Raw genomic sequence first — 22699 nt, forward strand, 5'->3', positions numbered from 1 at the left:
TCCGATGTCCAGGACGCGGCCTTGGCTGCCGAGCAGGACGGGGATGATGTCGGCGTCGCAGGCGATTTTGCGGATGGTGTTGGGGTGTAGCGGGCCGGTGAAGGTCGCTGTTCCGGAGCTGAGCGGGTTCGGGCCCGTGCCGGTGTGGCCGGTGTGGTTGGGCTTGTTGTGGTGGGTGAGTTGTTCGAAGAGGTGGCGGTGGTCGATGGTGACGGTGAGTTGGGGTCGGAGTCCGCCGTTGGAGGGTAGTTTCCCGGTGCTCATCGCGAGGGCGCAGGCGCCGACGAGGCCGTTGAGGAGTTTCTGGGCGCGGGTGCGTCGGTCCAGGTCCGGTCCGGTGGGGCCGTGGGCTGCTGCATGCGTGCCCGTTCCTGTGGGGGTGGTTCCGGTGGGGGTTCCGTCGTCCGGGGTGTGACCGGGTTCTGTGGTGTCGCTGGGTTCGGTGGTGTGACTGGGTTCTGGTGTGGTGAGGCGGGGGTTGGTGGCGGTGTTCATGGCGGTGGTGAGGGTTTCGATTTGTTCGTCGGTGGCGAAGATTTCGAGGTGGTGGAGTCCGTGGCGGCGTCGGCGGCGCAGGAACGCGCCTTGGAGTTGGCGGAGGGCTTCTTCTGAGGGTTCCGGGCCGTCTTGGTCGATTCTGTCGGACCAGGCTTTGGCCATTTTGGCGACGAAGTCGGGGTCGGTTTCCTTCGCGGTGGTGGTAAGGGCTTGTTCCATCAGGGTGATGGTGTCGTCGTCGGTGAGGTGGCGGGTTTTGTCCAACGCGGCACTGATGATGGTCGCGGAGCGGGACGGGAGCAGGGCTGAGGAGTGGGCGTCGGCGAGGATCTCGCGGCGGGCGGGGATGTGCTGGCCGGTCATTCCTGTCTGGGGTAGGACGTCGTTGGCGAGGGCGAGCCGGCGGCGGGCTTCGCTGATGCTGATCCTTAGCCGGGCGCGCAGGAATTCGGCGGCGTTCCGGTACCCGTCGTCCAAGGGACTGGCCGGGCTCCCGGCCTTCGCGGCACCGGCACTACCCGCCACCCAGGCGGCTGCGCCCGGTGTGGCTGCACTGTGTGTACCCGTGGCTGCGCCCGGTTGGGCTGCGCTGTATGTACCCATGGCTGCGCCCGGCTGGGCTGCGCCCAACGCCACAGAGTCGACCGGGTTGTCCGCACCCACGGCCGGTTCAGCCCATCCAGTCCGCCACTCCGGCGCTGCAGATGACGACCCTCTCTGCGCGTTCTGCGCCTCGTTCCGGGTCCGTTCGACGGCTTGGGCCGCCACCACCTGCAAGTACTCCAGAACCCGGGCAACCTCCTCGACTTTGCCGGCAAAATCCGCAGCCTCTAAGAAACCAAATGACCGGGCCTCCGGAGCGGCGGATTCGCGGAGCGATGCCAAGGAATTGGCAGCCCGGGCAAGCGGGCCGACGGTGCCTGGAGCAGACTGCGTGCCCGATTCGATCAGACCGGCCATGCGCTTGATGTCGGCCGCCGGAATCACCCGCATGCCAAAACCATCGCCATCCGGGCCGACGTAAGTACGTGCACTCACCTTTGAGGACCCGTTGATGGTGTCCAGACCCCACATCAGCCCTGTTCCCGGCCGCTCGCCCGAAAAGGCGGACATCGTTACGGGGCCGTTGAACGCGGCTCGGAGCGGGGCGGGCATGTCCGCAGATCGTCTGGACAGGCCACGCGTCAGCACGCCGGGCGTCCCTGCCCGCCGTGCCAAAACCTGCCCGTTGCTTCCCATGAATCAACCTTGTCACCAGGGTCTGACATTATTAGCCGCGGCCAGTGCCCACCGCAGAAATGCTTTTGTGGGTGGTCACTGGACACTCTGGAGCTGCCCGGATCCCGCCCGCTTCCTGCTCCGCCGCCACGGCTGCAGAGTATGAACGACGGCGACCTCAGCCGTCGTGGGTGCGCGGGTCGAGGTGCCTGGAATCCATGTCTCCGAGGGAGGCGCGTCTCGTATCGGGTGACCTGTTGCACGATGGCGACCTGTTGAACGATGGCGACCTGTTGAACGACGGCGACGTGCCGTCGTCGTGGGTGCGCGGGTCGAGCTGCCGGGACCTCACGTTACCGAGGGAGGCGCGTCTCGTATCGGGTGACCTGTTGCACGATGGCGACTTTTTGAACGACGGCGACGTGCCGTCGTCGTGGGTGCGCGGGTCGAGCTGCCGGGAATCCATGCCTCCGGGGGAGGCCGGTCTTGTGCGTCGGGTGACCTGTTGAACGACGGCGACGTGTCGTCGTCGTCGGCATATTGGTCCCACTGGGGCGTGCCGCGCGAAGGGTGGTTACGGTTTCTGTGACGCTGCGGCGGCGGGCTCCAGGTCGGCCAGGGCGAGGGGATGTGCGGGGGCGTCAGGGAAGGGCACTGTGGAGGTCACGGCAAGCTCGGCGTCCACATGGACCAGCTGGCCTGCACCCAGAGGCCGCCAGCCCGGGTTGTGGTCCATGGGTTCGGTGGCAAAGAGGACATGCGGGGAACGGGCCAGCTCAGTACTGCGGGTATGGATTCTTTTGCTCCGGGCATCCAGCGGTGCGGGTGGATCAGGCGGGGAAGCGGGGTCCCGTTCCAGCATGAACAACGGGTGGGTGGCTGGGTACCTGAGGGCCCACATGTCCGTTGCCGTGGACAGGATGAAGTTCAGGCTGAAGACGGGGAGCTCGCGGGCAATCCAGGCGATGGCTTGGACGATGCCCGCGCCGACGTCCCCAGTTGCGCGGCGGGTCTCGGCGGTGATGAGCGCAAAGAGCCGCTCGCTGTCGGACTGACCCAGCACCAGGTCCATCACTCCGAGTTCGGTGAGGCGTTGATCGATCTGCTCGAGCCCGTGGAACACTCCGTTATGCGCAAACAAGCGTCCGTCCTGCTCGAACGGATGTGTGTTGACCATGGTGAGGGCGCCGGTGCTGGCGTACCGCACATGGGCCAGGAACGTGGTGCTTCTCAGGTCGCGCGCTTCACGGGCGAAGGCGTGATCCTCCCAGGCGGCCAGCGGCTGTTTGGCCACGTGCGCCTTGCCTGCCGCATCGAAGGTCCCAATGCCGGCCCCGTCCGGCTCCCGGCGGCTCTGGACGGAGAGGCTGTCAGGGGCATTCAACAGCCAGAACGTGGCGCGCACCGGCCGGGGACCGGCATGCAATCCGAAGAGACGGCACATCCGGGGGCCTCCTTTCCGAACGTCAGTGGTGGAATCCTTCGGCCTGCTGATCCACAGGCATGGGTGCTGTGAGGCTATCGAGGTAGTCGACTTCCTTCTTGAGGTCGGCCAGGAAACTTGAGGCGAGGTCGCGCGTAAAGCCGTTGCGGACAACGATCCTTTGGACCGTGACTTCACTGAGCCCGTCGGGCAGTGGATACGACGGAACCAGCCAGCCGTTCATCCGCAGGCGCTCTGACAGGTGGTGGAGGTTCCAGTGTTCCGTGTGGCCATCAGTGAGTTGCCACGCAAACACCGGGATATCCGAGCCGTCGCTCCACAGGGTGAACGCGTCCATGGCTCCGATCTCGTTGGAAAGGTACAGCGCCACGTCGCGTGACGTTGCCTGGACGGACCGGTAGCCGGCGAAGCCAAGGCGAAGGAAGAGGTAGTACTGCAGAAGCACCTGGGCGCCGGGCCGGGAAAAGTTCAGGGCGAAGGTGGGCATGTCCCCGCCCAGGTAGCTGACATGGAAGATCAGGTCCTCGGGGAGTGCCGCCGCATCCCGCCACACCACCCATCCGAGGCCGGGATACACCAGCCCGTATTTATGGCCGGAGGTGTTGATCGACGCGACACGGGGGAGCCGGAAATCCCACACTGTTCCGGGTTGCAGGAACGGGGCTACCATCGCTCCGGAAGCACCGTCCACATGGATGGGAATGTCCAGGCCGCGGCGTGCCTGGATATCGTCCAACGCCTCGGAGATCAGTTCCACGGGTTCGTACCTGCCGGTGTAGGTCACACCCAGGATGGCCACGACGCCGATGGTGTTCTCATCCACGTACTGATCCAGGTCATGGCCGTCCAGCGTGGGGTGCTCGGCTGAAACCGGCACAAAGCGGGGCTCCACGTCCCAGTAGTTGCAGAACTTTTCCCAGCACACCTGCACTGCGGAGCTGAGGACCAGGTTGGGTTTATCCGTGGATTTGGCGGCGGCCTTCCGTGCATGTTGCCAGCGGCGTTTCAAGGCCAACCCGCCCAGCATGCAGGCCTCGGAGGATCCGATGGTGGAGGTGCCGATGCTCTTCTCAGGATCCGGCGCGTTCCACAAATCCGCCAACATCCGCCAACACCGGGTTTCGATGAGCGCCGTTTGGGGGTACTCATCCTTGTCGATCATGTTCTTGTCGAACGTTTCGGCGTAGAGCTTCGACGCTTCAGGCTCCATCCACGTCCCCACGAACGTGGCCAGGTTCAGCCGTGAGTTCCCGTCCAGCATCGCCTCGTCGTGGACCACCTGGTAAGCGGTGGACGGCAGGGACTCGCCTTCGGGGATGGTGAAGCGGGGAAAGATGGTGGATTCTCCCGGCCGGCTGAACAGCGGATTCAGTTCCACGGCGGTGTTGGCTTCATGCTTTGACGTTCGGTGGGATCTGCTCAAGGGGCTGGCTCCTTCGAATCGCCCGCTGGCAGCGGGGGCACGACCTGTCTGGGCCTCACGCTACCCGCCGGGGCAAGCGGACCCAAGCTTCCCGCCGAGCCGGCGGACCCAAGCTTCCCGAGCCGGCGAACGCAAGCTTCCCGCCGGGGCGGCGAACGCAAAGCGCCCGACGGCGGTACTCGCCGTCGGGTGGTTCCTCCGTTTTGCGTGCCTACTTGGGATACGCCTGATCCGGTATTTCCATTTGGAAGCCGCACTCGTCGCAGTGCAGCACCCTGGTGTTGAGGTAGATCTCGAGCTCGGGATCGACCACCCGGTCCGTGATCCCCACGGCAAAGTGGTTCCGCTTCCCCGCCCCGGTGTGCATGGGTGCTCCGCAGTGCAGGAAGTGTTCGCCAGACTGGAGGAGGCCGGGGTGCTTGGCGGAGGTGTTCAGGACATTGGCCACGTCCGCCACGGTTGCTGCATGACTGCGGGAGGAGCCGCATTTCCGGCAGTTGTAGCCCACGTTGATGAGCCCGGCGGAGAGGTCGGAGTGGGCGTCGATGGTATCGACCATGAGGTGCTGGCCGGTTCCGCAGTGTTCACAGCGGGGTTGGGGCGCCGAAGAAGACGCCACGGAAGAGGGGGGAAAAATGGGGTGTGCTGGCTGAGCAGACATTGGTAACCCTGAGGTGATGGAGAGTGGATACCTTGGTCACAAGTATGGTTTCTCCACTCATGAGACTAAGCGTGCCGGCACCCGTGTGGCAAGCGGTGGGTATCCGGACGCGACAACTGCGCCTATCGCAAAAGGGCCGGCGATGGGACGATTCTCATATGGGCGAACAAGAGAACTACCAGCCCGCTGCGCCCTCAAGCGCTGCGTCAGAAGACAGGGGAGACCCCACAACCCAGCAGATGCGGACCATCGGACAGCGCCGGCGTGAGGCCGAACGCAAGCTCGACCTGCACCTGGAGGAGGCACGCCACAGGGACGGAGCGTCTGCTAGCGAAAGCGAGGGTCATTCCGAAGCGTAGAGCTGCTCGCATGCCAAGGGTGCTTGGGATGATCCAGGGGTGTGTCGCTGCTGTGGGCCGCTCCGTGATGCAGTTGCAGGGCGCTGTGAATGAGTGGGAAGTGGCTGAACGCCTGCGGGGTGTTGCCAAGCTGCCGGTGGGTTCTTGGATCCCACTCCTCGCTGAGCAGGCCAACATCGTTGCGCAGGGTGAGCAGCCGCTCAAAAAGTGCGGTTGCTTCGGCTGACCGGCCGATTCCCAGCAGGGCGTCCACCAGCCAGAAGGAGCATGCAAGGAAGACGCCTTCGTCGCCGGGGAGTCCGTCATGGCCGGACTGGGTCCGGTACCGCATGACCATGCCGTCCTCCGTCAGTCCCCGCTGGATGGCATCCACCGTCCCGGCCACGCGTGGATGCCGGTGTGGAAGGAAGCCGACACGGGGAACCAGGAGCAGGCTCGCGTCCAGTTCCTTGCTGCCGTAGGCCTGGACAAAGCTGTTGAGATCCTCGTCGAACCCTTTGGTCATGACGTCGTTGTGGATTTCGCTGCGGAGGGCAGCCCACCTGTCAGCGGGGCCCGGCAGCCCGGAGGTCCGGATGCCTTTGACCATGCGATCAGCAGCCACCCACGCCATTACTTTGGAGTGGGTGAAGTGCTGCCTTGGCCCGCGGACTTCCCACAGCCCATTGTCCGGCTGGTCCCAGGCTCCCTCGAGGTACTCCATCAACGCGACCTGGAGGTCCCAGGAATTGTCCACGGCACCATCCGGTGCTGCCGCCCTGGTGAGCGAGAGTCCGTCCAGGACTTCGCCCCACACATCCAGTTGCAGCTGCGGCGCAGCGGCATTGCCGGTCCGGACCGGTTGTGAGCCTTCGTAACCGGACAACCAGGGGATCTCTGCCTCCGGAAGCCTCCTGGCGCCGTCGAGCCCGTACACAATCTGGAGCTCGGACGGGTCTCCGGCGATAGCCCGCAACAGCCAATCCCGCCACGCCGCGGCCTCTTCCGTGTAGCCGGCGGCGAGGAGGGACTGCAGTGTCAGTGTGGCGTCGCGCAGCCAGCAGTACCGGTAATCCCAGTTGCGCGGTCCGCCGATTTGTTCGGGCAACGACGTGGTGGCTGCGGCCACAATGCCGCCGGTGGGCGCGTACGTCAGTGCTTTGAGGGTGATCAGGGACCTCTCTACAGGCTCCTTGTACTTGCCGGTGATCTCGCTGCGGGCAATCCATTCCAACCAGAACGACTCCGTGGCTTCAAGTGCCCGCAGGGGATCGATCCTTCGCGGTTCAGGCTCGTGGCTTGGAGCCCACCGCAGGACGAACGGGACTTTTTGGCCGGCGCGGACAGTGAAATCGCTGAAGGTTTTCTTGTCGCGGCCTTCCAAGGGGGCGTGCGTGGTGAGATACGCCGAGTCGGGTCCGGCCACGGCGCTGATGCCGTGGCTGCTGTGCCGGACCCAGGGCACCACGCTGCCGTAGTCGAAGCGGAGCACCAACTCCATGTGCATGTCCACTGAGCCGGAGAGTCCTTCGACGATTCGGACAAGGTCCACGGCCTCATCACGGACGGGCATGAAGTCGGTGACGCGGACGGATCCGCCGTCCACTTCCCACTCCGTCTGGAGGACCAGGGTGTCCTCGCGGTAGTAGCGGCGTGTGCAGTCGGCTTGGGCGGCAGCGGCGCCGGCAGGGGCCAGAAGCCAGCGGCCGGCGTCGGGGGTGTGCAGGAGTGCCGCGAAGCAGGATGGAGAGTCGAAACGCGGCAGGCACATCCAGTCGATCGAGCCACTGCGCCCCACCAGTGCTGCCGTGTTTAGATCCCCGATGATCGCGTAGTCCTCAATCCTGGCCATGGATCAGATCCTAGCCGCCGCCCCTGGGCAAACGGCTGAGGGCAAACGGCTGACGTCAATCGGCTGAGGCCAGTCGGCTGAGGCCGTCCAGGATGAGGTTCAGGCCGAACGCGAATTCGTCGCCGAAGTCGTAGCCGGGTTTGAGGACATGTTCGACGGCGATCTCCACCATGTGCGGATACTCGCCGGTGGAGAACCGCTCCATGATGGGGTTGGTGATCTCTGCGGCGGTGTCGCGCCCTTCGAACGGCAGCGCTGCCTCCTGGAGCGCGAATCCGTAAATGTAACTGTCCAGCAGGGCATACGCGTGGGCTGTCAGCTGCACGGAGAATCCGGCGGCCCGGAGTGTGGCGAGCGTTGCTTCGTGGTGGCGGAGGGTGGCCGGGCCGGGGGCGGACCTGCTTTCCAGCAGTCCAACCGCCCAGGGGTGTCGCTTGAGTGCCGAACGAACCGCATGTGCCCTTCGCTGCATCTCCTCCCGCCAGTCTCCATCGGGTAACGGCAACTCGATCTCACTGAAGACCATGTCCACGATGCCGTCCAGGATCTCGTCCTTATTGGCCACGTAGTAGTACAGCGACATGGGCTTGGTTCCCATGCTCTGGGCGAGCGTGCGGATGGTCAGGGCCGCGATTCCGGACTCATCGGCGAGCGCTACGGCGCACTGAAGCACTCTTTCCCGGCTCAGTGGGAGGCGTTGGGATGCTGCGGCAGGCACTGGATCTCCTTGGAATCGGGGGTTGCCCCTAGCGGATTAGTACAGTGTACGGTAACGTCGTTGGTACAGCGTACGAAAAAATCCAGGCAGCAACCGCACTCAATGAAAGGACCGGCCATGATCAATGGTCAGCAAGCCACGGAAGGCGGAGTTCCGGCATCCCAGCCCGCTTCCGGAACCATGCGGGCGATCGTGCAGGAGGCGTACGGTCCGGCCGATGTCCTCCACCAAGCCCGGATTCCCCTCCCCGCCATTGCAGAGGACCAGGTGCTGGTCAGGGTCCGCGCCGCAGGGCTGGATCGCGGCACCTGGCACGTCACCACCGGACGGCCCTATGCCTTGCGCCTGGCCTACGGATTCCGTGCCCCGAAGAACCCGGTCCCCGGAATGGACCTCGCCGGAACGGTGGAGGCCGTTGGGGCAAAGGTGACAAGGTTTGCCGTGGGTGACCAAGTGTTCGGGACCGGAAAGGGCACCTTTGCCGAGTATGCCGCCGCCCGCGAAGACCAGCTTGCCCACAAGCCGGCGAACATCAGCTTCGAACAGGCCGCGGCGGTGCCCGTTTCTGCGTGCACTGCCCTGATCGCAGTGCGGGCCGGCGGCCTGGACGCCCGTCGCGGCATCCCGCAACGGAGGCTCAAGGTCCTTGTCACCGGCGCCTCCGGCGGTGTGGGCGGCTATGCAGTGCAGTGCGCCAAGGCGGCCGGAGCTGAGGTGACGGGTGTGTCCAGCCCGGCCAAGCTGGATCTGGTGCGCGCCCTTGGCGCCGATCATGTGGTGGACTACACGGCTCAGGACTGCGCGGATGGTACCGAAAAGTACGACGTGATCATCGACATCGCAGGCAACCCCTCCGTCTCCCGCCTCCGCCGTGCCCTCACGCCCAGGGGGACGGCGGTCATCACCGGCGGCGAGGAAGGTGGCTCCTGGACGGGAGGCCTGGACCGCCAGTTCCGGGCCCTTGCGCTCTCGCCGTTCATCCGCCAGAAGCTCACCATGATCGTGGGCACTCAAAGCGCGGCGGATCTTGGGTACCTCGCCGGGCTCTTGGAGGCGGGAACCATCTCGCCAGCCATCGATCGCACCTTTCCGCTGGCCAAGGCGCCGGAAGCCATGCGCTATTTCGACGCCGGCAAGGCCCGCGGCAAGGTGGTTATCACCATCTGAGCGACACACGCCGCAAGCCGCGCCCCGCCGCAAGCGACACCCCGCAAGGCGCAGGCACTGCAAGCGGCACCCACCGCAAGCAACGCACGACGGCGACCTGCCGCCGTCGTGCGTCAGGCCTCCTTGGTGGGGCTGGTGCTGGACGCAACCTCCGGCGCGGGTCCCAGTGTGGTGGGTTCGGCGAGCGGTGGCGCGTTCCTGGTTCCGCCACGCTGGGATGCAGCGCCCGCGAATACTACGAGGGCGATTCCGAGGAACTGGACAAGGGATGGTTGCTGATGCAGCACCAGCAGCCCCAGCAGGACACCGAATGCCGGTTCCAGGGACATCAGCGTGCCGAAGGCTGTGGAGGTCATGCGACGCAAGGCCTTCAGCTCCAGCACGAACGGCAGGACCGGCATCAGCACAGCTACCCCCAGAGCGCCCGAAAGAATGCGAAGGTCCAGATGCCCCACGGCCTGCGGAATTCCGACGACGGCAGCCGTCACCGCGGCAATGGGGACAGTCAGTGAGAGGGCTCCAATTCCCGTGAAGCGATCACCGATTTTCTGGGTCAGCAAAATGTAGGCACCCCACCCGGCTGCCGCAATAGCCGCGAACATGACGCCCAACAGGTCCACTTGGCCGTGCCAGGGCTCCGTCAGGAGGACCACGCCCAGCAGTGCCAGCAGGGGCCAGGCCAAGGCGCGCCGGTTATGGCTGCGGACCGCCGCCACGGTCAGCGGGCCCAGGAATTCGATGGCCACCGTGGTTCCGAGCGGAATGCGTTCCACGGCGCCGAGGAACATGATGGTCATCAGTCCGGTGGCAACGCCGAGGCCCAGCAGAGGCAGGACGTCGTGCCTTCGCACCGAACGCAAAGGTGGGCGGGCAATGGCCAGGAAGATGATCGCTCCCATGCTGAGCCGCAACCACGCCGTCCCGGCCGGGCCAACCTCGGCGATCAGGCCTACGGACAAGGCGGAGCTCAACTGGACGGAGATCATGGCGGCAACAGCGAGTCCCCACGGAGGAACCGGGCCACGGTTTGCCGTGCTCATGAGTCCTGTCCCGCGGTGGTGGCGGTGTCCTGGCGATGACCGGAGCCTACGCCGGGTTCAAAGACTGCCAGGATGAACCGGGCTGGCCCGGTACCAAGGTTGGCATAGGAGTGGGGAATGTCGCCCGGGAAGGTCATGGCGTCACCTGCTTCCAAGGTGATCACCTGCTCGCCGGCCTCCACGGTGACCGCGCCTTCCTGAACCTGCAGGAGTTCCTTGGTGCCGGCGGCGTGGGCTTCGCTGCCGTGGTGGTCGCCGGGTCCCAACGTCCAGTCCCACAGTTCCACCACGTCAGGAGATTCGGTGCCGGCCACCAGGAGTCCGCGGCCACCTTGATCGCTGCTCCACAGCTCGGCGCCTTCCCCGCTGCGGGTGACTTTGATGGGTTTCGGGCGGGGAGGCTCCACCAGTGCGGGCAGCCCAACGCCCAGGGCATCGCTGATCCGGAGCAGCGTCCCAACGCTGGGGTTTGCCGCGCCCTGCTCCACGTTGACGATCATCCGGCGGCTGACGCCGGCTGCCTCGGCCAACTGGTCGAGTGTCCAGCCGCGGTGCTGGCGTTCTTGCTTTACCCGCGCGCCAATGGCCAGGGAGAGGGTGGAGGTGCTTTCATCCATGAGTGCAGCATACTGCACTTTGAGTGCACTAGGCGCCCCGGGTGGAGGTCTAGCCGTGGGAACGGGCTCGTGCTACCACTGACTTTAGGAACAACCCCTAAGGAGAAACTGTGGCCGAAGATCTGCCTGTCCTTGTTGTGGGTGCCACGGGTTTCCTGGGCAGCCAAGTTGTGGATGAACTGCTCAAGCGCGGCAAGAGTGTCCGCGCGCTGGTTCGGCCACAATCCAACGCCGCCAAGCTTGAAGCCAAAGGCGTCCGGATTGCACGTGGCGACATGCTGGATGCTGCATCGCTGATTGCGGCCATGACCGGGGTTTCGGCGGTGGTTTCAACCGCGGCCGGGTACACGCGCAACGACAAGAATGCCCACGCGATCGATACCTACGGCAACAGCAACCTCGCCGTGGCCGCCAAGTATGCCGCCGTACCCCGGTTTGTGCTGATCAGCATTGTCACCAGCGACCAGACTCCGCAGATCCCGCATTTTTGGAACAAGAAACTCGCGGAGGACAGATTGGAGGAACTGGGCGTCCCGTTTGTGGCGCTCCGACCGGGCGCCTTCTTCGACCAGGCCGTGGGCATGGGTGGCGATCCGTTCAAGAAGGGCCGCTTCGTGTGGCTCGGCTCCAAGGATGCGAGGCTCACGTTCGTCCTGGCCAGCGACGTCGCCTCCTATCTGGCGCAGGCGGTGGATGCGGACATTGTTGAGGGTGAGCGGATCGATATTGGGTGGACCCGCCCAGTGACCATGCAGGAAGCCGCGGAGCTGGCGGAGCGCCATGCGGGCAAGCCGATCAAGGTGATGGCTGTTCCTTCCGGTGCCATCGCAGGACTGGGCAAGGTCACCTCCAGGATCATGCCGTTGGTCAGCGACATGGCCAGCATGGTGGCGTGGTTCGAGACGGGCAAGTACGTTGCCGACGTCACGCGCCAGGAGCAGGTGTTCGGGCCCCCGCCCACGCCTGAAGAAGCAATCGCCCAGGTGGCGGCCCGCTACGGCCACTAAGGAAGTCAACCCATTTATCCGATTTCATAAGTATCCTGATGGTACAGATTCGGCTGGAGCTACTGACCCTGCGCCGAACAGACTCGAGGAGCACGTTATGAGAATAGGTTCTTCCATTGCCCTGATTGCCGTCGGAGCTATTCTGGCCTTCGCGCTGGCCCCGGGACTTATCCCCTTCCTGGACCAGGTCCTGGTGGGTTACATCCTGATGGTGGTGGGCGTCGTCGGCCTCATCATTTCCATCGCGATGTCCAACAGGACCCGCCGCACGGTGGTAGAGCGGCGCACCGCCCCGGAAACCATTGTTGAGCGGCGCCCCGAGGTCTAGCAGCCGCAATTAACAAAAGAAGCGCACGACGGCGGGCTGCCGCCGTCGTGCGCTTTTCTTTCGTTAAGGGCGGTGCCGCTTATGCGGAGGCAATTCCGCTGCGATGGCCCGCGGTGCTGGAATCACTCCACTCCGGTGACTGGAAGTGGGCGCCACCGAACATCGGGAAGGGTAACAGGCCCTCCTGGTCCCGGAGTTGGGCCCAAGGGCGGTTGATGCCGTGGGTTCCGTAGCGGCGCAGCTGGGTGACCCGGTCCAGATCCAGCACGGCGAAGAGCACCTCTTCCCCGCCCTGTGCGTGCTGCATGATGGTGCCCTCGGGGTCCACGATCACGCTTTCGCCCACGCCGGCTGGGGCAGCACCGTTCACATTCACCACATACACCTGGTTGGCAAAGGCATTGGCCTGGGACATGACGATCTCCATGGCCCTGTCGCGGGTGGTGGTGAGCGTGGGTTGGATAATGACTTCGGCTCCCAGCCATGCCAACTGCCTGGCAACCTCGGGGAAGCTGCCGTCGAAGCAGATGGCCAGGCCAATGCGTCCGCAGCCGGGGATATCGAACGTGACGAACGAATCCCCGGGGGTGGTGGTTTCGAAAGGACGCCACGGGAAGAGCTTCCTGTAGCGGGCCACAATCTCGCCTTGCGGTGAGACTGCGATGGCCGTGTTGTAGGTGTTGCCGTTGTCTGTTTCCAGCAATGAGCCGGGCACGAGCCACACGTTCAACCTGCGGGCCAGGGCGGAAATCCGGTCGGTGAGCGGGCTGGGGATGGGCGCGGCAGAGCGTGTTTCCCCTTCCGGGTCCGGTATCAGGAACTCGCCGGGTGCGGACAGCAGCAGTTCCGGAACCACGATGACGTCAACGTCGGGCCCGAGCTTCTTGGCCGACTCGGCTTGGGCCTCGAACCGTGCCCAGGTTGCTTCAAGATCGCCGGGGACGGGGTTGGTCTGGATTGCTGCGATGGACAGGATGCGCATTTATGCCTCGGTTTCGTTGCTGAGAATTGCTGGAAGATGGTGGCGGGTGGTGACGTTTCCCCGGGGAATGGCTTCGCCGGAGAAGAAGCGGCGGAGCCTGGGCTTCAGGATCGCGGTGACCATCAGCCCAAGGGCCAGGGCGCCGACGCCAATCCAGAACACGGAGCCGATGCCCAACCAGGAAAGGCCGGCGTAGTCAGGGGAGAGCATGTCCACGGCGCTGTACGCGAACGCTCCGATCATCAGGAGTGCGCCGAGGCCGGGAAGGATGCCCTTCAGGACCAGGGTTGATGCGGAACCGCGCATCTGCGGTGCGAAGTACACCACCGAGGCCAGGGCGGTGGCTGCGTAGTAGGCCGCGATCATCAGTCCTACGGACAGGATGGCCAGCCCGATGAAGTCGGCGCTGACGGCCGTCAGTCCCAGGGTTATTGCCATGGTGATAACCGCCCACCAGGCAATGGACGTGGTGGGAGTTCCGCGTTTGGGGTGCATGGTGGTGGTGGCCCGGTGAAGGGCGCCGTATGTACCCATGCTGAGCCAGGTCCGTGGGGTGCTGACGGCCACGGTCATCAGGGCTGCCAGTGCGGAGAGGCCCACTGCCAGCATGATGACCTGACCAAACACCTCGCCGGTCGCTTGGGGGCCCAGGACGGAGAGGACGTCCGAGACGGTGTCCGGATTGGTGATCCCTGCGGTTCCGGCGAATCCGACGGCCGCTGTGGCTGTGACGACATAGAAGAACAGCAGGATGACCGTTGTGATGACCACAGCCTTCCCGGGGGTTCCTTTGCGGTCTGTGGTTTCCTCATTGACGGCTATCAGGGCATCCCAGCCCCAGTAGATGAACAGGCAAAGGATGACGCCTGACACGAGTCCGGACATGTCGCCCGACGCGAAGGGATTGAACCAGTCCAGGCTTGGTTGTTCTGCGCCACCTTCTGCCGTTCCTGCAGAGGTGCCAGTGGCCATCGCGGTGAACGCCGCCACGCAGAAGCCTCCCAGAGCCACCAACTGCAAGGCAATCAGCGCGTACTGGACCCAGGCTGACAGCTCGATGCCCCTCGCTGCGATCCACGCACTGAGGACAATCAGCCCGCACGCTATCGCGGCCACGGCGATTGGCTCTGCTGCGATCCACGCCAAGCCCAGGAAGTTGAGCAGATAAGTGGTGGCCACTTGGGCCAGTGCAGCGCTGGCTATGAACGTTGCCATCTGGGGGACCCAGCCGCCGAGGAACCAGCCGGCTGCCGGCCCGAAAACGCGGGTGATCCAGACGAAAACACCGCCGCAGTCCGGCATTTCCTTGTTGAGGTCCCGGAAAGCCAGGGCGGTGAACAGGATCGGAACGAATCCCAGGAGAAAGGCCGCCGGAGTGCTTGCGCCAACAGCCAGGACCACAAAGCCCAGCGTGACGGCCAAGCTGTAGGCGGGGGCGACGGCGGCCAGGCCCAGGGCAACGGTGGGTCCGATTCCGATGGAACCGGCCTTGAGGCCTTTGGAGGTTGGGTCCTTGGGTGTTGGATCTTTGGCGAGCATGGGCGGGGATGGGGGTTGTGACATGGAGACTCCTCGTTGAATCAGTAATTTGAATCACATTCAAATTTGAATGCCATTCAATACCCGTCTAGAGTCAATGTCAACAGAAATCTTCAGGAGTTCACGGGGGAGCCGCAGTGGTCAGGGTCGACAAGAAGGAAATCCGGCGCCAGGAAATTGTGGCCGCCGCCCAGGCTGTGGCCGCACGCGACGGCGCTGAGGGAGCCACCCTCCGGGCCATCGCCGCAGAGGCAGGCATGGCCGCCAACGCTGTGCTCTACTACTTCGGCAGCCATGCAGAGATCATCGCCGCAGCCGTGCACGCATCTTCGAACAGGTTCCTGGAAAAGCTCGCCGAGGCTGTTGAACCAGACATGGGTCCCACAGCACGGCTCGCCGCGGTGATCAGCGCCGGAACCACCGCCGGACTGGACGACGACGTCTCCCGCATTCTCTACGAGTACTGGCCCCACATGCTGCGTGACGCCGGGCAGCGCCGGATCCAGGAGGAACTTACCCACGCCCAGGAACGCGTGTACCGGGAAATCATCGACGCCGGAACACTCTCCGGCGAGTTTTCGCCCGTTCTGGACCCCGCCAAGATTGCCCGAACCCTGGTTGCGCAGGAGGACGGGCTGGTGATGGATGTGCTGGCCGGCAGTGCCGCCAGCGGGTACGTGCTGGATTTGATGGGCAGCCTGGCGGCCACACTCCTGGGTATCAAAGAGCAGACCTTGCTGGAGCTGATCAGCGCCCGGAACGAGTCATCACCGGTCTGCTGACGGCGTAGGCTGCTGCCATGGAGAAGTCATTCGACATTGAACTGGTTAATCAGAACGAGTACTTGGTGCGCTGGGCATCCGAAGGGCAGACCGGCGAATCCCTGGTCCACACCAACCCCGAATTTCTTGCCGAGGTTGGGCTGGGCGGCATCGACGAGCAACGCATCGTGGAGGAAACCACCACCTACTTGGCGGAACACCAGCCCGTCATCGACTTCCCGCAGACGGTGGATCTTGAAGAGATTGCCGCAGCCTACGGCGACTACGCGGAGCAGCTGAAGGCGCGCCTGGACGCCAAGTAGCTGGCTAAACCCCGGCGTCGGCGGTGACGCGCTCGCCGTTGAAGTACTCAAGCTGCCAACCGTCCGAAGCGTCGTGGTGGGCCAAGTTGAGGGCCGCGTTCTGGACGCTGTCCAGGGTGCGTCCGATTGCGCGGTTGAGTGTCAGGCGAATCAGCGTGCCGTGCGCGACCACCAGTACGCGCTTGCCAGCGAACTCCTGGGCGAGCTCTTCGAGCGCGCCCAGGCCGCGGCTGGCGGCGTCGTCATCGCTCTCGCCTCCGCGGAACCCACCCGGAATGCGGAGTGCTTCCAACTCGGGGCCGGCCTGCAACCCCTCGGCCGGTCCAAAGCTGCGTTCGGTGAGCGCGGGGACCAACCGGGACACCGTGAGGCCCAGCCCTTCCGCGATGATCTGGGCCGTCTCCGCTGCACGGCCCAGCGGCGAGGACACCACAGCATCCCACTGGCGGTCCGCGAGCACGGCGACGGCGTCGCGCGCCTGGCCGCGACCGACGTCGTTCAGCGGAATATCCGTGGACCCCTGCAACCGGCGCTCCGCGTTCCAATCGGTTTGGCCATGGCGGACGAGGGCAAAGGTTGTAAGGGTCATGCCTTCCATTCTGCCCTGAGGCCGTGCCGGACCGCAGTTCCGTGCGTCACGTAGGACCCTTGCGTTACGCAGCCACACCGCCCGACGGCGGGAGGTCGCCGTCGGGCGTTCAGCGTTGCCGCAGGTCGGTCAACAATCGCTGGACGGTGTCAGGCTGCTCCACTGTTGCGAAATGCCCGCACCGCGGCACCGTGACCGTGCGGACATGCGGGCAAAGCGCCGCCAGCTGCTCAAGGTCGGACTGCGGTGTGAAAACGTCCTGGTCGCCGCGGATCGCCAGCACCGGGCAGCAAATGCTGCGCCACTGGCCGGCGTTGTACAGTGCGGCAGCCCGCGCGGCGGCGCCGAAGCTTGCGGGGCGGGCCTCTTGCGCCAGCCTGCGGATCACCCTCTCCGGTATGGCCGCCGGGTTCGCGAACAGCGGCCCCAGGAGCAGCCGCATGATGGGCGTTTTCCCTACTCCACGGATCAGTGCCGTTCCGGCGCTTCCGAACCGTGCCGTGGAGCGCATGAGCAGCAGTATGAACACGAAAAACGGGAGCAGGAACAGCCCGCGCCACGGGTGCCGGATCGAGTCCGTCACTCCAAAGGTGGTGGCCGAAATCGTGGCAACACTGGCTGTTTGCGCAGGCCACGCCGCCGCAATATGCAGCGCCAGAAAGCCGCCCATGGAGTGGCCCACGATGTTCCAACGGCGGTGCCCGAGGACCGTCAAAACCTCGACGACGGCACTCGCCATGGCCTCGATGGTGGCACCTTCCAAGCGGGCGGCCTGGGTGGAATCTCCCCAACCCGGCAGGTCGATCAGGATGCGATCGTTCTCCGGAGCGCGCGACATCAACGGCAGGAAGGTGGTCCAGGACCCGGCCGCTCCATGGAGGTACACGTCTGCGGTTCCTGACTCCGGACCTGCGCCGTCCTGGATCCGGACGGTGCACGGGCCCAGCTCCGTTGGCACGGTGATGCGCCAGGTGTCCGTTACCCGTACCGGTCCTGTTTGCTGCTGAACGTCCATGATGACCTGCTGCTCCTCACCTCTGACGGTGATTCGGAGCAGCGGGTGCGCTGGATCGGCCCGCGGCAGGTCCTTTCCGTGCCCGTTACTTCTTCGTGTGCCCGTTACTTCTTCGTATGCACCGTCCGCCCGCCCACCACGGTCCGGACAACCTTTGCCTCCAGCAGGGCGTCCGCGCTGCCGGCGAAAACGTCCGTGTCTAAAACCACGAAGTCCGCAAACAAACCAGCGGCCAGGCGGCCGATGTCATGCTCAGCGCCGCAGGTCCACGCCGAATCGCGCGTCGCGTGCTCAATGGATGCGGCCAGGGGCAGGGCGAAGTCCGGGACGTTGGTTCCGGCAGCAGCATCCAGGGCAGAAGCGCGCGTGGTGGCCACGTACATGTTGGGCAGCGGAGCGTGCGGGGACGTGGGGGAGTCCGTGCCAAACGCAAGGCAAGCGCCCGCCTCCCGGATCCACGGCCAAGCGAATCCACGCTCCACTCGGTGGTCCCCCAATTTGGCCGCCCAATTTTCACTGATTGCGGGATCTGCGTGGACGGGCTGCATGCTCGCGGTGATCCCCAGCGCGGCGAGGCGATCGACGTCGGCCCTGTCCACCAACTCAAGGTGTTCAATCCGGTGACGGCGTTCGCGGGGGCCGTTCACCGCCACAGCGTGTTCCACGGCGGCGATCGCGATCCGCACGGACTCATCGCCGATGGCGTGCATCGCCACCTTCAACCCGGCAGCATCAGCCGCAGCCACAACAGGCGCGAGCTCTTCGAGACTCCAGATCGGTTCTGCATTCGAGCCATCGGCATACGGCATCCCCAAGGTGGCCGTGCACCCGTCGATGGTGCCATCAATGATGATCTTGATGCCCACCACGCGCAGGAACGGCGACTGATGCTCGACGGCCAGCTCGGCTGCCCGCTGGACCTGGGCAATGTTGTTCTCCGCGGAGCCGGTGCTGTTCACCCGCCAGTAAGCGATGAGCCGGCTCGTTAGCGACCCGTCCTTATCAGCCCGCTTGAAGGCCTCAAGATCGGTCTCGTTGAAGCCCATGTCGCATGCAGTGGTGACTCCGGTTTCGCGGTAGGCCTGCTGGACTGCGGCGATGCTGGCCCCGTGCTGGTTCCCGTCCACCTGGGAATCGAGGAAAGGGAGCACCAGATCGTAGAACGCATTCTCGTCAATGTAGCCCGTGGCGTGACCCTGGGAATCGCGCTTGATGGTGCCGCCGTGCGGATTGAGGGTGTGGTCATCGATCCCGAGCTCAGCCAGTGCGGCGGTGTTGACCCACACGGAGTGGAAATCATAGGCGAAGGCATAAACGGGTTTGCCGGGCACCACGGCGTCGAGCATCGCAGCTTCCGGGACGCCGCCGGGAATGACTCCATGCAGCCACCCTGTGGCCAGGATCCTGTCGGTGCCAGGATCCTCGGTGTCGCGGGTCTTGATGCGCTGCTGGATCTCCTCCACGGACTTGGCACCCCACAGGCTGACCTGTCCCAGCGCTTCGCCGGTGCCGATCACATGCGCGTGACCGTCCACGAATCCGGGCAGTACCAGCCGGCCCCCGAGGTCCGTGACTGGCGCGTCCGGGCTCAGCCGCGCCGCAGTGTGCGCATCACCGACGTAAAGGATCCGTTCATCCTGCACCAGCAGGGCTTCTGCCCAGCGGCGGGTATCGGAGGTGAAGATGCGGCCATTGGTGTAGAGCTGGGTGGTCACGCTGCGTTTTCCTTTGATTCCATGGTGTTTGGCGCTTTCAGTGAGTCGCTGTCCAGAGAGTGGCTGTCCAGGGCGCGGCTGACGTCTACGAGCAACTGGTTTTGAAGTGCGTGGAGGTGACCGCTGTCCGGTCCTGGCCACGTGGAGAGCTTCACGATCACAGTCTCCGTCAGGGGGTCGAGCCAGAGGTACTGGCCGTAGATTCCGACGCCCGTCACGTTGCCGCGCTCGTTTCCCGTGCACCACCACTGCCGGGTGTAGGACCCGCCCGGGTGGAGATCGGTGAAGGAGGAATCCTTCATGGCGTCCTGGCTGCCACCGGCGAGGATGCTGCTGACCCACCCCTCGGACACCACCCTGCCGCCTGGACCTTTGCCGCCGTCGAGCATTAACTGGCCCACGCGAGCGAGGTCGCGGGCGGTGCAGGAGACACCGCCGTTCGCGAAGCCGAAGCCCGCGGCGTCCACTGTGATGGTGGCGTCCCGGTCCGCGTCGAGCTTTGACCACAGGTATTTGGACAGCGCATCCGAGTAGCGCAGGCCCGTAACCCGCTCAATGATCCATGCCAGGACGTCGGTGTTGGCGGAGCAGTACTGGAACGTGCCCACTGTGCCGTTGCCCGTGAGCGTGGTGAGGAAGGCATACGTGTCCCCGGGGTCGCCGTCCTTGCGGGTGCGCCAACCGGCAGAGCGGTCGTGCGTTTGAACCTCGGAAGCGGGATCCACGTAGTCTTCGCTGTAGTCAAGGTGGACGGCCATGTCCAGCACGTGCTGCACCGTTGCTCCGCCATACGCCGATCCTGCGAGCTCCGGCACGTAGTCAACCACGCGGGCAGACGTGACGATGTGGCCGGAGTCCACCAGAGCCCCCACCACCAGGCCGCACATGGACTTGGAAATGCTCATGACCAAATGGCGGTCATCCGGAGCGAATCCGGGCCGGTAATACTCCGCGATGACCTTGTTGTGATGCAGGACCAGGAATGCATCGGTATACGTGTCCTCCAGGCGCTGCATCAGATCCGGCAGTTCCACGGCCGCCAGCTGCTCGGTAGCCCCAGCCGGGGCGGCCGGGAAGCGGCGGTTGATGGTGGCCGTCGGAACCACTTCGCCCAGGTGCGCGAAGGTCCAGCGGTTATGCGGGCCATCCTGCCAGGTGTCCAGTGTTGGCTGGCCCACGGCACCGGGGTAGCGGGAAGGATGGTTTCCAGTGGTGGTCATGCGTTGGCTCCTACGTGGTTGGATGTGGTGTTGCGTCGGGCCGGGGACCACCGTGTCAGCGCCACATACACGGAGGCGGTGACCACCATGGAGACCGGCACGGAAAGATCCAGTAAGCCCATGGCCGCCGCGATGGGTCCGGTAAAGGCGCTGTTGCTGAGGAACAGCGATGCCACGGCTGCGCCGAGAATGACGGCCAGCAATCCGGGAAGATGCCAGCCGCCGGAGTACCAGAAAGGGCTGCCGGGCCGCTCATCAAAAAGTTCGCGTCCGTTGTAGCGGTTGCGGCGAATGATGACGTCGGTGGCGAAGATGGCCATGGTGGGGCCGGAGATAAGAACCAGCAGTTGCAGCATCAGGTTCACGGCGTCCAGCAGGCTGGTGGACATCACCAGGTAGATGGTGAGCGCGGTTCCGATTGCGCCAACCACCACGGCGGAAGGGATGCGGCGGATGGGCACGCCGATGGACTGGAACGCCATGCTGGCGGTGTAGGTGGTCATGCCGTTGAGCGAGATGGTGTTGATGATGACGCCCACCACGAAGATGGGGCCGAGCCATGCGGGGAGCAGGGCCAGCAGCGCCGACTCGATGCCAAGGTCCATGGCGGCTGCGTCAATTCCGGTGGCCAGCAATGCTCCCACAGATGTGAAGAGCATGCAGGGCAGGGCGCCGCCCAAGGCCGTGGCCGCAACGATGCGGGAGGACTTGGTGTACTCCGGGAGGTAGCGGGCCAGGTCCGGGCTGTTGGTGTAGGACAGGGGTGTCGAGGCGAGGATGGCGAAACCGATGGTTATGGCTGACCACAACGGCGCACCGTCCAGGGGTGCCGGGGCCGCATAGCCCCACTGGACGTGGGGCAGGATGAACGCGGTGACAAGCAGGAAGATCACCAGCAGCACCGAGGCCACCACCGGGTAGCTTCGCAGGATCAGGCTGTGGCCGAACACTGCCACGAGCACGGTGATGGCAGCCACGACGATTGTGACCAGCACTGGCGCCAGGACGGGATCCGTGAAGCCGAGCTGTGCCAGGAGTTCGGCGCCCATGAAGGAGGAGGCCAGCCAGTTGAGGGCCAGGAAAACAGCGGAGATGAACCAGCCGAAGAACGCCACAATCACCCTGTTGCCTCGGATTCCGTAGATTGCCCGGGTGATCACGGAGCCGGACGTTCCCGCCGCCGGGCCGCTGGTGGCCACAATGCCGGTCAGGATCCACGGCAGGCTTCCGGCGATGATCACCAGGAAGGCCTGCCACAGTTCCAGGCCCAGCAGGATCAGGGAGGCGCCCACAGTGAAGTTCAGGACGCTGACGTTCGGGGCTGCCCAGACGGGGAAAAGGTCGCGGGCGCGGCCGTGCCGTTCAGAGGCGCCGATGAGTTCGATGCCCCGTTTTTCGGGGTGGGCAAGTGGTTCTGGATAACTGACCGCATCGGTCGTATGGGGCTGGGACAACGCTGTTCCTCTCGGGCAAGGCCAGCTCCGCAACGTTGGGAAACCGACCTGTGGGCACTATTGGTCATGCGACCAACGTGCTATTGGTCACTAATCCAATAGACTGATGGGCATGGTGTCAAGCCCCGCATCCCAACGCGTCCGAAAATTACCTGACGAGCGCCGGGCCGAGATCCTGGCGGAGGCCGCGTCCATCGCGCTGACCGAGGGTCTTGAGCGGATCACGCTCCGGGCCGTCGCTGACCGCCTTGGCGTGCGCCCAGGGTTGATCAGCCACTACTACCCGGCGGCGGAGGACCTGGTGATCGCGGCGTTCATCCGCGCCGTTTCGGAGGAGCGGGAAGAACTGTTTCCCGACGCCGGGACGCCGCTGGAGCGCATGGCCCACCTGATTTCGCGCATTGAAGGGAGGGGAGCCTTTGAGCTGACGCGGCTCTGGCTCAACGCCCGGCATCTCTGCCGGTTCACCCCGGCCTTGGCGGAGGCGCTGCTGGCGCAGGAGCACCTGGACCGGACCCGGCTTACGGCCCTCATCGAGGACGGCGTGGCCTCGGGTGACTTTGCTGTGGACGACCCCTTCGCGGCCTGCATCCGGATCTGGGTGGCGATCGACGGCGTGGGCTCCTACGTCAACAACCTGGGTTCCTTCGATTTCGAGGCTTTCCAGCGGTTCGTCACCGACGTAGCAGAGTGGGCACTTGGCCTTCCGGGGGGCGGGCTGCGCGCAGCCGTGGACCGGCAGGGAGCCGGATAGCCTGCGGGGTCACCGACTCCCCGCATTGTCCTTCCG

Annotated in this window: 21 protein-coding genes; 6 read left to right on the plus strand and 15 right to left on the minus strand. The window is 64.9% G+C overall.

Annotated elements, in window-relative coordinates:
• From BLW08_RS17300 to BLW08_RS17335, 6 genes are all read right to left on the minus strand, one after another.
• Positions 1-1737, minus strand: a 1737-nt coding sequence (locus BLW08_RS17300; RefSeq protein ID WP_091326963.1) for a DUF222 domain-containing protein, incomplete at its 3' end; no start/stop codon positions are given.
• A 553-nt stretch (positions 1738-2290) separates the two neighbouring features.
• The gene (locus tag BLW08_RS17310; RefSeq protein ID WP_091326656.1) at positions 2291-3160 is read right to left on the minus strand and encodes a class II glutamine amidotransferase; all 870 of its coding nucleotides are present in this window, start codon (positions 3158-3160) and stop codon (positions 2291-2293) included.
• 22 nt (positions 3161-3182) lie between these two features.
• Positions 3183-4583 carry a glutamate decarboxylase gene (locus BLW08_RS17315; RefSeq protein ID WP_091326658.1) on the minus strand — a complete coding sequence of 467 codons (1401 nt, stop codon included), beginning with the start codon at positions 4581-4583 and terminating at the stop codon, positions 3183-3185.
• A 211-nt stretch (positions 4584-4794) separates the two neighbouring features.
• Positions 4795-5142 carry a hypothetical protein gene (locus BLW08_RS17320; RefSeq protein ID WP_090824110.1) on the minus strand — a complete coding sequence of 116 codons (348 nt, stop codon included), beginning with the start codon at positions 5140-5142 and terminating at the stop codon, positions 4795-4797.
• A gap of 429 nt (positions 5143-5571) precedes the next feature.
• Positions 5572-7434, minus strand: coding sequence for a glycoside hydrolase family 15 protein (locus BLW08_RS17330; protein ID WP_090824114.1), 1863 nt, complete (start codon positions 7432-7434; stop codon positions 5572-5574).
• A 55-nt stretch (positions 7435-7489) separates the two neighbouring features.
• Positions 7490-8152 (minus strand): TetR/AcrR family transcriptional regulator, encoded by a 663-nt coding sequence (locus BLW08_RS17335; protein WP_091326660.1) that lies wholly within the window; start codon positions 8150-8152, stop codon positions 7490-7492.
• A gap of 117 nt (positions 8153-8269) precedes the next feature.
• Between BLW08_RS17335 and BLW08_RS17340 the strand changes: the two genes are divergently transcribed.
• Positions 8270-9319: an NAD(P)-dependent alcohol dehydrogenase gene (locus BLW08_RS17340; protein ID WP_091326661.1), complete on the plus strand. Its 1050-nt coding sequence runs from the start codon at positions 8270-8272 to the stop codon at positions 9317-9319.
• A gap of 113 nt (positions 9320-9432) precedes the next feature.
• Here the strand turns inward: BLW08_RS17340 and BLW08_RS17345 are convergent, their stop codons facing one another.
• Both BLW08_RS17345 and BLW08_RS17350 read right to left on the minus strand, forming a co-directional pair.
• Entirely contained in the window at positions 9433-10359 is a 927-nt protein-coding gene (locus tag BLW08_RS17345; protein WP_091326663.1) for an EamA family transporter, read from the minus strand.
• The gene (locus BLW08_RS17350) at positions 10356-10976 is read right to left on the minus strand and encodes a helix-turn-helix domain-containing protein (protein ID WP_091326665.1); all 621 of its coding nucleotides are present in this window, start codon (positions 10974-10976) and stop codon (positions 10356-10358) included. The genes BLW08_RS17345 and BLW08_RS17350 overlap by 4 nt, the downstream gene beginning before the upstream one ends.
• Before the next feature lie 110 nt (positions 10977-11086).
• On the opposite strand from BLW08_RS17350, the gene BLW08_RS17355 reads away from it, so the two are divergent.
• Complete coding sequence (locus tag BLW08_RS17355; protein WP_091326666.1) at positions 11087-11983, plus strand: SDR family oxidoreductase; 897 nt, start codon at positions 11087-11089, stop codon at positions 11981-11983.
• Between the two features lie 97 nt (positions 11984-12080).
• Entirely contained in the window at positions 12081-12311 is a 231-nt protein-coding gene (locus tag BLW08_RS17360) for a DUF6458 family protein (protein WP_090824126.1), read from the plus strand.
• A gap of 79 nt (positions 12312-12390) precedes the next feature.
• Here the strand turns inward: BLW08_RS17360 and BLW08_RS17365 are convergent, their stop codons facing one another.
• Together BLW08_RS17365 and BLW08_RS17370 are read right to left on the minus strand one after the other, a co-directional pair.
• Positions 12391-13293, minus strand: coding sequence for a carbon-nitrogen hydrolase family protein (locus BLW08_RS17365; protein ID WP_091326668.1), 903 nt, complete (start codon positions 13291-13293; stop codon positions 12391-12393).
• Entirely contained in the window at positions 13294-14856 is a 1563-nt protein-coding gene (locus tag BLW08_RS17370) for an APC family permease (RefSeq protein ID WP_091326670.1), read from the minus strand.
• Positions 14857-14969: 113 nt separating this feature from the next.
• On the opposite strand from BLW08_RS17370, the gene BLW08_RS17375 reads away from it, so the two are divergent.
• Both BLW08_RS17375 and BLW08_RS17380 read left to right on the plus strand, forming a co-directional pair.
• Complete coding sequence (locus tag BLW08_RS17375) at positions 14970-15614, plus strand: TetR family transcriptional regulator (protein ID WP_091326673.1); 645 nt, start codon at positions 14970-14972, stop codon at positions 15612-15614.
• A gap of 17 nt (positions 15615-15631) precedes the next feature.
• The gene (locus tag BLW08_RS17380; protein ID WP_091326676.1) at positions 15632-15916 is read left to right on the plus strand and encodes a hypothetical protein; all 285 of its coding nucleotides are present in this window, start codon (positions 15632-15634) and stop codon (positions 15914-15916) included.
• A 4-nt stretch (positions 15917-15920) separates the two neighbouring features.
• Here the strand turns inward: BLW08_RS17380 and BLW08_RS17385 are convergent, their stop codons facing one another.
• From BLW08_RS17385 to BLW08_RS17405, 5 genes are all read right to left on the minus strand, one after another.
• The gene (locus tag BLW08_RS17385) at positions 15921-16514 is read right to left on the minus strand and encodes a histidine phosphatase family protein (protein WP_091326679.1); all 594 of its coding nucleotides are present in this window, start codon (positions 16512-16514) and stop codon (positions 15921-15923) included.
• A gap of 100 nt (positions 16515-16614) precedes the next feature.
• The gene (locus BLW08_RS17390) at positions 16615-17520 is read right to left on the minus strand and encodes an alpha/beta fold hydrolase (protein WP_091326682.1); all 906 of its coding nucleotides are present in this window, start codon (positions 17518-17520) and stop codon (positions 16615-16617) included.
• A 104-nt stretch (positions 17521-17624) separates the two neighbouring features.
• A complete protein-coding gene (locus tag BLW08_RS17395; RefSeq protein WP_091326685.1) occupies positions 17625-19235 on the minus strand; it encodes an amidohydrolase in 1611 nt (536 codons plus the stop codon).
• Positions 19232-20455: a serine hydrolase domain-containing protein gene (locus tag BLW08_RS17400; RefSeq protein ID WP_091326687.1), complete on the minus strand. Its 1224-nt coding sequence runs from the start codon at positions 20453-20455 to the stop codon at positions 19232-19234. The genes BLW08_RS17395 and BLW08_RS17400 overlap by 4 nt, the downstream gene beginning before the upstream one ends.
• Positions 20452-21909 (minus strand): purine-cytosine permease family protein, encoded by a 1458-nt coding sequence (locus BLW08_RS17405; protein ID WP_091326688.1) that lies wholly within the window; start codon positions 21907-21909, stop codon positions 20452-20454. Before BLW08_RS17405 ends, BLW08_RS17400 begins: the two co-directional genes overlap by 4 nt.
• Before the next feature lie 112 nt (positions 21910-22021).
• Here BLW08_RS17405 and BLW08_RS17410 point away from each other — a divergent pair, with 112 nt between their 5' ends.
• Positions 22022-22663, plus strand: a complete 642-nt coding sequence (locus tag BLW08_RS17410) for a TetR/AcrR family transcriptional regulator (RefSeq protein WP_090824145.1) — start codon at positions 22022-22024, stop codon at positions 22661-22663.
• Positions 22664-22699: the final 36 nt, after the last annotated feature.

Source organism: Arthrobacter sp. cf158, assembly GCF_900106835.1.
Classification (GTDB): domain Bacteria; phylum Actinomycetota; class Actinomycetes; order Actinomycetales; family Micrococcaceae; genus Arthrobacter.